Below are 12,782 nucleotides of genomic sequence, written 5' to 3' on the forward strand. Positions count from 1 at the left end.
GTGGGCTACACTTTGCGGCTTTGGCCTTTTGCTTCGGCCCATCCTTGTTTGAGTGGGACCACGTGATGGAAAAACAATTTGCGCTCGACGAAGCGCCATCGCCCGCGCTCGCGCCGATATTTATCTTCGTAGTAGCCAGCCGCCGTGACGCTTTCGCCGTTGCGCGCGAAGCGGGCCTCAATCGCGCAAGTCCCGCGCGCCTCGTCGCCGCTCAGCTCGATTATGTGATTCTGGATGAACGGCAATGCGACCTCCGGCTCGCGTACCGACGCGCGATAGAACTTCAGCAGCGCCTCGCGCCCGCGCACCGGTTTGAAGTCGCCGCCAGTCACGTCGAGCACGCCGTCGTCGGTGAACAGGTTCGCAGCTGCTTCGCCCTCGCCGTGCGCGACGTGCCAGCAATATCGCGCCGTCAGTTCCTTGATCTCGTCGCGATCCTCCAGCTCCCGAACGCGCTGCTCGATTGATTTTGCCATTGTCGTCAGCTCGCGAATCTTTCGGTCGCACGTTTGAGGATCGCGCGCATGGCGTCGAGGCTCTGCGCGCCCACCAGCGGGAATTCGCCGATGAAAAACGTCGGCACGCTGCTGACTCCCCGCTGATGTGCGGCCAGCGAATTGTTCTTCAGCCGCAATTCATACTTGGGCGATCTTATCGCATCCGCCACCTCGCCCTCCTCGAGTCCCGCTTCTCCCGCCAGCCGCGCAACGACGCCCGCGTCGCCGATGTTCTCGCCGTCGTTGAAGTACGCGCGGTAGATTCGCTCTTCGAGCGCCTCATCGCGTCCCGACTCGCGCGCGAACTCGGTCGCCGCCAGCGCCGCGCGCGAGTTGGTGAACACGGTGGGCGGCTTCATCGAAAATCCAACCGCCTCGGCCATACCGCTGATCCGCTTCCAGAGCGCCTGTCGCGTCGCGCCGTCACCAGCCCCACGTAACTTGTCGGCCGGAATTCCTTCGGCGGGCCAGTCGGGATGGATCTGAAAGCCGCGCCATTCGATCTGGAAATCGAATTCCGGCTTCAGCCGCCGCATCGTCTCGAAGCCGACGTAACAGAATGGACAGATGTAGTCCGAGAACATCACGATCTTCAGCGCCATAACTCGATCCTCTCCGCACAATATAGGGCCCACACTTGAGCGCCGTCAAAACCGCCGCGCAGTCTTAGCCGTCATTTTCCGCAATGTCGCGGCTATGTTAATTAGCTGTCAAGGCCGCGGCGCGCGATTTCAATTGAGGTGACGCAATGATTCTCGATTCTCTCAAGCTCGACGGCAAAGTCGCCATCATCACCGGCGCCGGCCGCGGCCTCGGCCGCGCGATGGCGGTGAAGTTCGCCGAGACCGGCGCCGACATCGTCGCCGCCGCGCGCACCCAGTCGCAGCTCGACGAGACCGCCGAAGCCGTGAAAAAAACCGGGCGCAAGTGCCTCATCGTGCCGACCGATGTGACCGTCTCCGTCCAAGTGAACGCGCTCGCCGAGGCGGCTCTCAAAGAGTTCGGCAAAATCGACATCCTCATTAACAACGCCGGCGGCGGCGACGGCACTCTCGGCAAACAGCTCCCGGAAATCACTGACGACGAATGGCGCCGTGGCATCGACACCAACCTCAGCAGCCAGTTCTACGGATGCCGCGCGGTGATCCCGCACATGGTCAAGCAGAAGCGCGGCAAGATTATCAACATCGCGTCGGGCTACGGGCTGCGCGGCGGCAAGCACAACTTCATGTACGCGTGCTCGAAGGGCGGCACGATACAGTTAACGCGCTCGATGGCGCTGACCTACGCGCATTTCAACATCCAGACCAACTGCATCGTCCCCGGCATCTTTCCTCACAATCAAGAGATGATGGTGTTCTTCAAGGGCGGCAAATTTATTCCGATCGGCCGCGGCGGCGACGACAGCGAACTCGGTCCGCTCGCCGTATTTCTCGCCTCCGACGCGTCCAATCACGTCAACGGCGAATTGATCGCGATCGACGGCGGCGGCTTGGCGGGCGGTATCACGCCGACCGGAGTGTCGCCGGAAACTTCGAACTAGAAACAGCGGAGGTAAAGATGGCCTCGTCCAACGCGTCGAATGATTTCTCCCTCGAAGGCAAAAGCGCGTTGGTCGTCGGCGCCGAGCATTCTGTCGGCCGCGCCGCTGCCGTCACTCTCGCAGAGGCGGGCGCCAAGATCGTGCTCGCGTCGCAGGAGCCCGGCACCGACAAGCAGATCAAGGAAGTCGCCAAGCTCGTCAATGCGGCCGGGGTCAAGCCCCTCATTCGCGTGCAGAGCGCGTCGATGCGCGCTGACCTTTCCGCCACCGCCGATTTCACCGCCAAACAGCTCGGCGCATTGGACATCCTGGTCAACACGCTCGACACGCCCGCATACGGACCGGCCGAAGCCAGCGACGACACCACGTTCGACAAAGTCATGGAGAACAATCTCAAGACGGTGTGGATGTCGTGCCAGGAAGGCGCGCGCGTGATGCTCACCCGCGGCGGAGGTGTCATCGTAAACGTCACTTCCGTGCTGGCCGAACGCGGCGTCCCCAATGCGGCGCTCTACTGTGCGGCCAAGGCCGCGGTCCTGAACCTGACACGCGCGCTCGCGCTCGAATGGGCGCGCAAGGGTATCCGCGTCAACGCAATTCAGGCCGGATGGCTCGACGACGAATCGAGTCCCGCCAACAAGAACGATGAGTTCAGCAAGAACCTGCTCAAGTACCTACCCGATAATCGTCTGGTGAAGCCCGAGGAACTCGGCGGCGCCCTGCTCTACCTATGCTCGCCCGCCGCAGGCTTCGTAACCGGGGAATCGATCGCAGTGGACGGCGGCCTCCGCGCCCGCGTATAGGTCTTCGCGCTATCGCTCAGCGACAGTGAACATGTAATCGCCTCCGTCGTACGCGAACTTGCGAATCACATCGTTGATGCGCCCCGATTCGATGTCGTCGGCGATACGCTTCACGCCGCGCGCGATTTCTTCCTGATCGGGGGCGTCGGCGAAACTCGAGATACCGCTTCGGATGCGCGGATCGAGATACCGTTCAGGCTGATGCTTCCCGCAATAGAGAAAAAGGTCCTTCAGGTCGGGAGTGACGTCGTATTTTTCTTCGCATACGATTCGGAATCTCACCGACTCAAGAACGTCGACGGTCACGAATCGCTCGTACGGCGCTGTCGCTTTTTCGGTCATCATTCGCGGAAAATACTCGTTCAACCAGCAATGCCGCATCTGGTCGGCTGTCGCGTTGAAAATCACGAACCGCGCACCTGGCGTCAGCACGCGATGGACTTCCTTGAACGCCGCGACCGGGTCAGCCATATGATGATGCACGAAGGTGCAGGTGGCGCCGTCGAAGCTGCCCGATGCAAACGGGATCGCCTCGGCGCGGCCGTTGTGCCATGCGATCTCCGCGCACTTCTCCTTCGCCCTCGCGAGCATCGCCGCCGAAAGTTCGAGTCCGCGAATCGGCACGCCCGCCTGATGCATCGCGATCGTGTAATTCCCGGTCCCCGATCCGATATCGAGGTAGCGTCTGTCGGCTCGCGGACGCAGATGATGGATCAATCGCGAAAGCAGGTACGGATCGCCTGTCGCGTCGTGTCATACCCGACTCCAATCCGTCATACAGCGCCACCTACATCTGCTCTCCGCCAACGGTCAGCACGATCGCGCTTTCCTCGAGCGCCTCGACCGAATGTTCGATCGCGCGATCAAGCGCGACAATCATCCCCGCGGTCGCAAGCTGCGTCCTGCCCTTCGCGACAAAATTAATTTTGCCTTCGATCACCTGCACCGTGATCGGCGCACGCGTGTGATGCTCCTGCAGCTTGGCGCCCTTCTTCAGCATCATCAGCGCGACGTTGATGCCGTCGCCCTTGACCAGCGAGCTGCCGTGCCGATCGCCGCTGGCCCACGCCGGCTCGCCCTTGAGGCGCGCAATCTCCGCCCGAATATCGACGGCGACCGATCCGCCTTGCGCTAGAAAATTTTCGTTGTGCGGATGCCTTGCTTGATGCTTTGCCTGATCGGCCTGTCGCGCACGATCGGAGTCTTTAGTTTGTTGCGCCATGGGAGCCCTCCGCTACGACCCATTGTTTCCCCACCCGCGGATCGGCGCAATCACCTGCGCGGTGGGCGGTAGGGCTGAGCCCTGCACCCAGTGTCCATTGCGATAGAAACTGGGTTGCAAGGGGTCACCCTTGCCGCCCACCGCGAAGGTGATTCATCATTCCGTATCCAGTATCTTTTCTCGCATGAGCAAGACCGCAGCCCCGTCCGCCAACCAAATTATCGAGTACTCGAACTTCACATCGGTCGTCACCGGCGAGGGCGACTGGATGCCCGCCGGCTTCCCGCTGCCCGACGGCGGCTTCTGGCAGTATCGCGAGCCCGACGCCGTGGTGATCGTGCAGGACGGATTTCTGCGCGTCGCCGCGGTGCCCTACACGCGCGGCCACGGCACGATCCAGTTTCTCGACAACGCCAAGCACATGTACTTCAGCACGCGCACCTTCGCATGCCCCGACGGCGGTACGATCACGTTTTCGATCGACCTCGCCGCCACCATCATCGACGGCGTGCCCGGCGATCTGTACGACGGCTTCGTTTCGTTCAACGTGCTCGACTTCTCTACTGGCGCGGCGCTCGATTTCTTCGTCGGTAACGAAACGATCGCGACGGTGTATGGCAAACTGCCGTTCCCCGGCGTGCCGATCGTCGATCCCGCGCACGGCCCGCGCCACTTCTGCCTGTTCGAGGAAATTCGCGACGCGACCGCGCCTGGCCAGCTCCATCATTTTGAAATCGCATACGACTCCGCCGCCGACCGCGTGACCTTCTCGATTGACGGCAAGCAGGTGCGCCAATATTCCAACGTCCCGTTCAAGCTCGGCCCGTGCACGCTCGCGCTCGGCCTGATGAGCGAAAAGGATATCGCGCCCGGCAAGGGCAGCGTCTCTTGCCACGGCCAGGGCGCAGTCGGCAAATGGGGCAACATCCGGATCACAACGACGGCGCGCTAAGAACAAGGGGTACTCGAATGGAATTCGCCGGGTTTGGTCATATCACGCTGACGGTCAGCAACTACGATGCGTGCCTGAAATTTTACGATCGCCTGATGACTCACATCGGGATGCGCCGTTACTTCGAGTCACCGCTAGGAGTCGGATGGTTCGCGGACGAGTACATGTTCGTCATGGGACATGCGGCGCCGGCCGGCGACCGATTTTCGCAATGGCGCACCGGACTGCATCACCTGTCGTTCCGCGCGCGCAGCCGCGCCGAAGTTGATTCGTGCTACGCGATGCTCAAAGAAATCGGCGCGAAGATTATCTTCCCCGCCGAGCCCGGCCCGTTCTGGCCCGGCTACTATTCGTTGGTCTGCGAAGATCCGGACGGCACCCGCCTCGAAATGAACTACATTCCCCCCGAAGGATGGCAGGCAGTCGCAGCCGCCGCCGACGCCATCGCGCAGCGCAAATCTCAATCCTGAAATCGCCGCGGAAGACGGCTGCCAGCGAATTGCGACCACATCTAATTTCTAGGGAGCCATCGTATTTGCTCGATTTCAGATGCGAGTGTTTCACGTGAAACTTAGTCGTCGCGTCCAGCTCGCCGCGGTCGTGGTGCTCGCGTTTATCCTTCGCGCGATATGGCTGCTGCGGCCCGGCTCCGATTGGGCGGTCGGCGCCGACTCACATCTCTATCTCGCGCTCGCTCGTGGACTCAAAGCTGGCTGCGGCGTCGCACCGTACATCGAGCGCTGCGGCCCTCCCGAGCTGATGCGCACGCCGGGATATCCGGTCTTTCTATTTCCCTTTCTCGCCCATCTCCGTCTTGCGATTGCGATACAAGCCTCACTTGGCGCGCTGGTATGCTTGTGGGCCGCCAGTTTTACCGGACGCCGCGCCGGCCCGGTCGCTGGAATCCTCGCCGCGGCGATCGTCGCAGTCGATGTCCCGACGATACTGAATAGCAAGGAGTTCATCACCGAAGCGCTTTTCCAGGCGGTGCTGACGCCCGCGATCTTCGCCGCGCTCGAGGGCAGTCCGTTCGTTGCCGGCGCGGCGCTCGGTATTGCCGCCCTGATTCGTCCAGTCGCCCTGGTGCTCGTCCCGCTCGTGGCGATGCCGTTTATCGCGAAACGAAGTTGGCGGGGCGCGCTCGCTGCTCTGTCGGCAGCAATTTTGATCATCGCCGCATGGGCGGTTCGCAACGAGCGCGTGGCTGGCGTCTTTACCTTGACCGTTGAAGGTCCGATGAATCTCTATTTGTACACGGCGCCTGCGGTTATCGCGCGTCACGATCGAGTGCCGCTTGAAAGTGTCCAGCTTTCGTTCGCTCACGATGCCGCAGTGCTGGTGCCCGCGCGAGAAATCCCCGGCGATGCTGAATTCGGGCAGCTCTACGGCTCCGACCCTACTATCTCAGCGCTCGAAAACGATCCTGCACTTTCAAATTTCATGCTGTCCAGGTCGGTCTCGGTAATTCTCGCGCATCCAATCGACTTCGCGATCAACACTCTCGCGGGATTCATCAGACTTGCGATTGAACCGTACAGGCTGCAAACGGGTTGGCAGGGATTGATCACAAACCCTCGTGCATTGGCGTCGATTCAATTTGCCGCGACCGCCTTCCAGGGCGTCGTGCTCGCCGTGATGTGGATTGGAGTATTTTGCGCGGTATGGCGCCGGCCGCGAGATTGGGAGCAATGGATACTCCTCGGCGCGGCGTTGATGCTGATCCTGACGGCCTCGATCTACACGGACGCGATCTCGATGCGATTTCGCTCGCCGGCAATTCCATTCCTCGCCGTGCTCGCCGGCATCGGCTGGTTTCCCTCAAGCGTTAAACGGCCGCAAGCGAAGCTGTAAGCGGATTCGGCGCGATCCAGCCGAATTACGGCTAATTTCTCGAAAATCGCGTTATTTCCTAGGATCCAGGCGTGAAGGTTTCACGTGAAATGTTTTTACTTCAGGTGACCAAAACACGAATCAGCGGGGGTCACCTCACGCCGGGGAAGCTCAACGTGAAGCCGCCGTCGACCATTATGGTTTGGGCGGTCAGGTAGCTGGCGGCTGGGAGGCAGAGCAGGCAGGCGACGGCGGCAATCTCATCGAGGGTTGGCAGGCGCTTCAGGGCCGAGCGCTCGGCGCATCGGCGCTGAAAGTCTTCGTAGTTGTCGCCCAGATAGTTGGCGTAGAAGCGCGCGGAGTCGGTGTCGATGTAGCCGACGTTGAGGCCGTTGACCGTGATGCCGCGCGGGCCGAGCTCGAAGGCGAAGTCGCGCACCATGCTCTCGAGCGCGGCCTTCGCGGCGCCGAGCACGCCGTGGCCGGGCAGATTGCGAATCGAGTCGATGCCGGAAATCATCAGCACGCGCCCGCCGTCGCGCATCACCTTGTTCGCTTCCTGGACCGCGGCGACGAAGCCGTTGACGCTGAGCGCAAAGGTGCGCGCGAGATTGTGCGGCTTCGTTTCAAGCAGCGGTTTGAACGCGGTCGCGGCCGCGTTCGCGATCAAGATGTCGAGGCCGCCCAGCTCCGAGGCGGCGCGCGTGACCATCGCGCGCACCTGCGCGTCGTCTTCGAGGTCGGCCTTGATGAGAATCGAGCGCGGCGCAATCGCGCGGACGTCTGCGAGCGTTTTCTCGGCGCTCGCTTCGTCGCGGCGATAGTTCATCGCGACGGTCGCGCCCAGGCGCGCGAGGCCGAGCGCGATTGCGCGGCCGAGTCCGCGCGTGCCGCCTGTTACAATCGCTATCTTGCCTTCGAGGTCGTGGTCGCCCATCAGCTTTATGAATTCAGATTCGCGTAGAGGATTTGGCGGATATCTTTGGCGAGCGAGGTGCCGTCGGCTTTCAGCTTGCGAGAGTTGAAGCCTTTCAGCTCGACGCTCACCGTCAGTTCGGCGTCGGAGACGTCGGCCGGCGTCGCGAATGCGACGCGGCCGCTCTCGGGCGTTCGCGTTTCCGCGATGACGGCGCCGCCGCGGCCGTGGATCGTGACGCGTGCGCCGGCGACCGGCGGATGCTCGCCGTCGGGCAGGTGATCGTTGTCCAGCACGGTGACGCGGAGGCTGCGCAGGTCGCGCGCGCGTTCGAGCTCGACGCGCAGGTCACGAAGGTAGATCATCGGCTCGGCAAACACGCCCTGGATCCCCGCGCGCTCGGGCTCGCGCGCCGGGTTCGCCTTTAGCTCGATGCGCTGCGCTGCCATCCCATGGTCGGAAGTGACGACGAACAGGGTGGATTCCAGCAGGCCGCGCGCGCGGAACAAGTCGAGCACGGCGCCGATTCGTTTGTCGGTGCGATAGAGCGCCTCGCGCAGGCCCTCGTGATGCGGGCCGTAGTCGTGACCGGCGCCGTCGGTAATCACGAACTCGTGCGCGACGAACACAGGCGCATCGCCGCCGCAATGGTCGAAAAGATTGATCACTTGCGCCATGCCGCGGATGTCCACGATTTCTTCGCGCGTCATCGCAGGCATGTTGTCCGCGGCCCATCGCGGACTTACGTCGGAAATCATTTCCGCTGTGAGCGCTTTGAGGCGAGCCTTGTCACCAACGATGCGCCGCTCGAACACCGCGTGATCGGCGCCGCGTCCCTGCGGCTCGTGGATCGACGCGGTGATCGTGCCGTCGCCACCGGCGCGTTTGAAGGCCTCGTAGAGCGTCTCGACGTCGTGATTCAGAAAGCGCTCGGTCTCGAAGACGTTGCCCTGAATCGGCACGGTCTCGCGATGCTCGCGCAGGTGGAAGGTGGGATTGACGACATCGTGATGCCCGCACCATGCACCGGTCAAAATCGTCGAATGGCTGGGCCACGTGATGCTCGGGAAGTTGACGATCGAGCCGTGCGAGAGCATCGCGCCGCGCTCGACGAGGCCGGCGAGATTTGGAATCACGCCAGGATTGGTGTCGAGCTGATGGCGGAGTTCCGAATGCGACTGGCCATCGAGCAGGAACATGTACACACGCTTGGGGCGCTCGGCCTTGCCGTCGATTATTTCGTCAAGGGGATTGCCGTCCTGGCGCTTCAGGTAAACCTCGGCGGGCGAGCCCGACGCGTCGAGGCCGGCGATTTTCGGGATTCCCGCGAGGCTCGCGATCGTCGGCGCTACATCGACTTGCCGGGCGTTCAGCTTGAAGAGTCCGCGGCGGACTCCCGGACCGCTGAACACCAGCGGCGCGCGGCATTGCACGACGTCGAGCGCGCCATGCTGCCCCGGCTGGATGCCGTAAGCGTAAGCCTTGGAGCTGACGATCAAGTCGGGGGCGCGCGGGCTGTCGAAGAGCTGCGCGATTCGCTCGTACGCGTACGGATGACTCATCACGTGCGGCTCGAAGTACGCGCGATTGGGATCGTCGGTGCGATTGCCACTGCGGTCGGCGGCGTCGAGTTCCTCGTCAATGGTTGAGACGATGAACGGATCCTGATTTGCGATCGGGTTCTCGCCGATCTGCTCGACGACTTCGAATGACAGCGCGCCTTGTACGCCGGCGAAGCGCTTGAAGCGAATCATCCCGCGGCGCGACCACACTTCGTATGCGTCGGCACGCCACGTGATCGCGAGATCGACGTGGTCGGCGGCCGGGGTCTCGGCGAGCAGCGCGAGGATCGTCGCGTCGCCGGAATCGTACTGATGCGGATCGAGTCCATTGCCGCCCCGGCGTTCAGGTCCATGCTCGCGCAGTTGGTCGGATTCACGATTCATTTTTTTCGCAAGTCTCCTTGTCAAAAAACATTGCGCCGCGCGAGATGACGCGTGCAAGACAATTACGGCGCACTACCTGACGTTTCGTTCACATCAGCGAGCTAGCCTGCGCGTTTGCGTGTGCGCGCGCATTCCCGCAATAGTGAAACCCCAAACCGGGAAAGGCAATCAGTATATGGCGCTCAACGAAGAATTCGAATCGAAAATCGGAAAAGGCACCAAGGCCTCGGGCAAACTCAACTTTCGCGGCCCGGTAAAAATCGAGGGCGAAGCGGAAGGCGAGATCAGCGGGGATGAAGTTGTAATCGCGACCGGCGCGGTGGTGAGCGCGCGAATTTCCGCGGGCAAGGTGACGATTGCGGGCGCGTTCAGCGGCGAAGTGACAGCGCGCGAGCGGGTCGAGTTGATGGCGACGGCGCGAGTGCAATGCACGATCAGCACGCCGAGCCTGGTGCTCAACGAGGGCGCGCAATTCGACGGCGATTGCAAGATGCCGACGAAGAAGCTTGCGGCGTAGGGGGAAGCGTCACTAATCGAATGTGAAACCCGCGGTGGGTTTCACACTTCCTTCGGCAGGGGTGACCCCTGCACCCAGTATTCAGAAAAAATGCGGGACTTCGTCCCGGTTAGAACCGTTTTGAGTGGAGCCGTCCGACTCTTACCTCGCCCGTTATTTTCACGGGAGAGGCGGACGGCCGCATCGCGGCCGGTAGGTGAGGGTTCTGCGAACGCGTCAGCAAAGCCTGACTACTCACTAACTGGGGTCTTAGAAACCAAAATCGTTTCGACGCCGCGCGAGTCGCGGCGGCGCACCACGTGCCCTGAGTCGTCAATTTCAATTTCCTCGGCGTCGCCCATCCGCGGCTCGTAAATCCACACATGAGGGTCGCTGCTCCGCTGGCGGCACGACTGTTTGCCGGTGGCAGCAACTAGAGTGTTCGCATCGATTGCAGCGACGCGTCCGGTCCATCGCGTCTGCTTCCGGTCGCGAATATGCGCGATGATCAGCGCGCGGAAGATGACTAGGTCCGCATCCACTTCGCTGTAGCGGCCGAGCTTGGTGGTCAAGTCGTTGCGGCTGCCTCCAGCGCTGATGTTGCCGCGCAGAAAATTGTCTGCGGCTACGTAGGTGGCATTGCGACTGAACGGGCCGCGGCTGTAGCTCACGACTACGCGCCGCACGAGGCCGGCGTCGTCTAGTTCGGCTTCGACTTCGTAGACGTTGGAGCCGCTCGCGGGACGCCGGACGCCGCGAATCATCCCCCATGCGAGCGTTTCAGTTTCGACGGCTATCAACTCGCCGGCTTTGCGGATGTCGTAGCGGAACTCGCCGTCGGCAATCAGCATGCTCGAAAGCTAACCGCTCGGGTGGAAGCGAACAAGTTTGCCAGCGTTCGCGAGTTGGGCCATTGTGGCGGCTCGAAGACCCTACTTGCCAAGAGGAAACGCGGAATGAACTGGCAGGAGTACTACCGATCGCGCACGATTTCGGCGGATGAAGCGGCCGCCATGGTGAAGCCGGGGATGCGGGTGGATTTTCCGCTGGCGGCGGGGACAGTGATACAACGCGCGCTGGCGGCGCGGGGCAAGCAGCTCGACGGCGTTGTCGATCTCAGGATGTCGTCGCCGCTTACCGATCCGGGATGGCTGGGCGGAGACATCGCGGCGCGTTTCAGGATCGAGTTCGAGCTGTTTATCGGCAACCTCGGACGTCCGGCGCACGACCGGCAGCAGGCGACGTACCTGCCCAATTTGTTTTCGACCGCGTTCAAGCCGCACGATGAGCGGCCGGCCGAAGACAAGCCGATTGATTTCACTTTCGTCAACGTCACCACGCCCAACGCGAAGGGATTCGTCAGCTTCGGGCCGCATCAGTGGAACAAGCGGATGTACGCGCGGCGCGCGCGGCACGCGATCGCGGAAGTCGACGCGAGCATGACGCGCACCTACGGCGACGTGTACATGCACGTGTCGGAGTTCGAGTATTTCGTCGAAGGAACTCCGCCACCGCCAGATCATGCCGTGATCGAAAGTGCGCTTGCTACCATGGACACTGAAAAACGCGAGGGCATCCGCACCATAATCGCAGACGTGGGAGTCGAGCGTATCTGGCCGATCGTTCAGTACCTGCAACGCACACCGCTTGCGAATCTGCGCGTGCTGCTCGGCCTGACGCCGCCGCCCGCGGAGTTCAAGGCGATTGCGGGGTACCTGGGCGAGCTGGTCGAGGACGGCGTGACGATTCAGATCGGGGTCGGCGATCCCAGCTCGCAGATGCCGCGGATGGGCGCGTTCGACGGCAAGCACGACTTGGGGCTGCATACGGAGATGGTCGCGCCGGGAATCGCGCGGCTGGTGGACGCGGGGATAATCAACGGGCGGCGCAAGACAATACATCGGGGCAAGGCGGTCGCGGTCGCGTGGTCGGGCTCGGATCCCGACGACCTGCGGATAATCGACGACAACCCGGCGTTCGAGATTTACGATCCCGAGGACGTGCTCAAGATTGAGACGGTTGCAGCGAACTATCGGCAGACGTCGATCAACAATGCGATCGCGATCGATCTGACGGGACAGATTAATTCGGAGAGCGTGCTCGGCGCGCGGATGATGAACGGGACAGGCGGGCAGCCGGAGACGCATATCGGCGCGTTTCTATGCCCCGGCGGACGCGCAATTACGCTGCTTCAATCGACGGCGGTGGGTGGCGCGATCTCGCGTATCGTGCCGCAACTCGAAGCGGGCGCATTGGTGACGGTGCCGCGCTACTTCGCCGATACCGTCGTGACTGAATTCGGAATCGCGCGGTTGTTGGGCAAGAACCACCGCGAGCGCGCGGCCGAGTTGATCGCGATTGCCCATCCGGACCACCGCGCCGAGCTGAGAGAAGCCGCCAACCGGTTGTTCGGTTGAATCGAGATTTTGAAGCCCAGCTTTTGATAGAGCGGGACGTCGAGCCGAACAGCAGCGTGCGCGGCTGAGGCTTTATTCCGCGAGACCTCGCGGTTAAATTTACCGTTCGAGTAAATATTTCCGATTCACGGAAACCGCCCCGATTCAGTGCTGAATAGCA

At 62.1% G+C, this 12,782-nt stretch carries 14 protein-coding genes; 7 read left to right on the forward strand and 7 right to left on the reverse strand.

Annotated elements, in window-relative coordinates:
- Window positions 1-5: 5 nt before the first annotated feature.
- Window positions 6-476, reverse strand: coding sequence for a nuclear transport factor 2 family protein (locus VJX68_RS03445; protein ID WP_324094252.1), 471 nt, complete (start codon window positions 474-476; stop codon window positions 6-8).
- Between the two features lie 5 nt (window positions 477-481).
- On the reverse strand, window positions 482-1,099 hold the full coding sequence (locus VJX68_RS03450; RefSeq protein ID WP_324094253.1) for a DsbA family oxidoreductase: 618 nt from the start codon (window positions 1,097-1,099) through the stop codon (window positions 482-484).
- A gap of 146 nt (window positions 1,100-1,245) precedes the next feature.
- On the opposite strand from VJX68_RS03450, the gene VJX68_RS03455 reads away from it, so the two are divergent.
- Entirely contained in the window at window positions 1,246-2,040 is a 795-nt protein-coding gene (locus tag VJX68_RS03455; RefSeq protein WP_324094254.1) for an SDR family NAD(P)-dependent oxidoreductase, read from the forward strand.
- A gap of 17 nt (window positions 2,041-2,057) precedes the next feature.
- Window positions 2,058-2,843: an SDR family NAD(P)-dependent oxidoreductase gene (locus VJX68_RS03460; RefSeq protein WP_324094255.1), complete on the forward strand. Its 786-nt coding sequence runs from the start codon at window positions 2,058-2,060 to the stop codon at window positions 2,841-2,843.
- Window positions 2,844-2,852: 9 nt separating this feature from the next.
- Here the strand turns inward: VJX68_RS03460 and VJX68_RS03465 are convergent, their stop codons facing one another.
- Together VJX68_RS03465 and VJX68_RS03470 are read right to left on the reverse strand one after the other, a co-directional pair.
- The gene (locus VJX68_RS03465) at window positions 2,853-3,572 is read right to left on the reverse strand and encodes a class I SAM-dependent methyltransferase (protein ID WP_324094374.1); all 720 of its coding nucleotides are present in this window, start codon (window positions 3,570-3,572) and stop codon (window positions 2,853-2,855) included.
- Between the two features lie 58 nt (window positions 3,573-3,630).
- Entirely contained in the window at window positions 3,631-4,065 is a 435-nt protein-coding gene (locus tag VJX68_RS03470; protein WP_324094256.1) for a cupin domain-containing protein, read from the reverse strand.
- A gap of 184 nt (window positions 4,066-4,249) precedes the next feature.
- On the opposite strand from VJX68_RS03470, the gene VJX68_RS03475 reads away from it, so the two are divergent.
- The 3 genes from VJX68_RS03475 (at window position 4,250) to VJX68_RS03485 (ending at window position 6,868) form a co-directional block, all read left to right on the forward strand.
- The gene (locus VJX68_RS03475) at window positions 4,250-5,017 is read left to right on the forward strand and encodes a DUF6081 family protein (RefSeq protein ID WP_324094257.1); all 768 of its coding nucleotides are present in this window, start codon (window positions 4,250-4,252) and stop codon (window positions 5,015-5,017) included.
- A gap of 17 nt (window positions 5,018-5,034) precedes the next feature.
- Window positions 5,035-5,487, forward strand: coding sequence for a VOC family protein (locus VJX68_RS03480; RefSeq protein WP_324094258.1), 453 nt, complete (start codon window positions 5,035-5,037; stop codon window positions 5,485-5,487).
- 94 nt (window positions 5,488-5,581) lie between these two features.
- A complete protein-coding gene (locus VJX68_RS03485; RefSeq protein ID WP_324094260.1) occupies window positions 5,582-6,868 on the forward strand; it encodes a hypothetical protein in 1,287 nt (428 codons plus the stop codon).
- A gap of 130 nt (window positions 6,869-6,998) precedes the next feature.
- Here VJX68_RS03485 and VJX68_RS03490 read toward each other — a convergent pair whose 3' ends face one another.
- Both VJX68_RS03490 and VJX68_RS03495 read right to left on the reverse strand, forming a co-directional pair.
- Window positions 6,999-7,784 carry an SDR family NAD(P)-dependent oxidoreductase gene (locus VJX68_RS03490; RefSeq protein ID WP_324094261.1) on the reverse strand — a complete coding sequence of 262 codons (786 nt, stop codon included), beginning with the start codon at window positions 7,782-7,784 and terminating at the stop codon, window positions 6,999-7,001.
- Window positions 7,785-7,789: 5 nt separating this feature from the next.
- Entirely contained in the window at window positions 7,790-9,709 is a 1,920-nt protein-coding gene (locus VJX68_RS03495; RefSeq protein WP_324094262.1) for an alkaline phosphatase family protein, read from the reverse strand.
- Window positions 9,710-9,884: 175 nt separating this feature from the next.
- Between VJX68_RS03495 and VJX68_RS03500 the strand changes: the two genes are divergently transcribed.
- Entirely contained in the window at window positions 9,885-10,226 is a 342-nt protein-coding gene (locus tag VJX68_RS03500) for a bactofilin family protein (protein ID WP_324094263.1), read from the forward strand.
- A 230-nt stretch (window positions 10,227-10,456) separates the two neighbouring features.
- Here VJX68_RS03500 and VJX68_RS03505 read toward each other — a convergent pair whose 3' ends face one another.
- Complete coding sequence (locus VJX68_RS03505; protein WP_324094264.1) at window positions 10,457-11,056, reverse strand: hypothetical protein; 600 nt, start codon at window positions 11,054-11,056, stop codon at window positions 10,457-10,459.
- 105 nt (window positions 11,057-11,161) lie between these two features.
- Here VJX68_RS03505 and VJX68_RS03510 point away from each other — a divergent pair, with 105 nt between their 5' ends.
- The gene (locus tag VJX68_RS03510) at window positions 11,162-12,622 is read left to right on the forward strand and encodes an acetyl-CoA hydrolase/transferase family protein (protein WP_324094265.1); all 1,461 of its coding nucleotides are present in this window, start codon (window positions 11,162-11,164) and stop codon (window positions 12,620-12,622) included.
- Window positions 12,623-12,782 lie beyond the last annotated feature (160 nt).

The sequence above is a fragment of the Binatus sp. (SeqCode) genome (genome assembly GCF_035272065.1).
Classification (GTDB): Bacteria; Desulfobacterota; Binatia; order Binatales; family Binataceae; genus Binatus.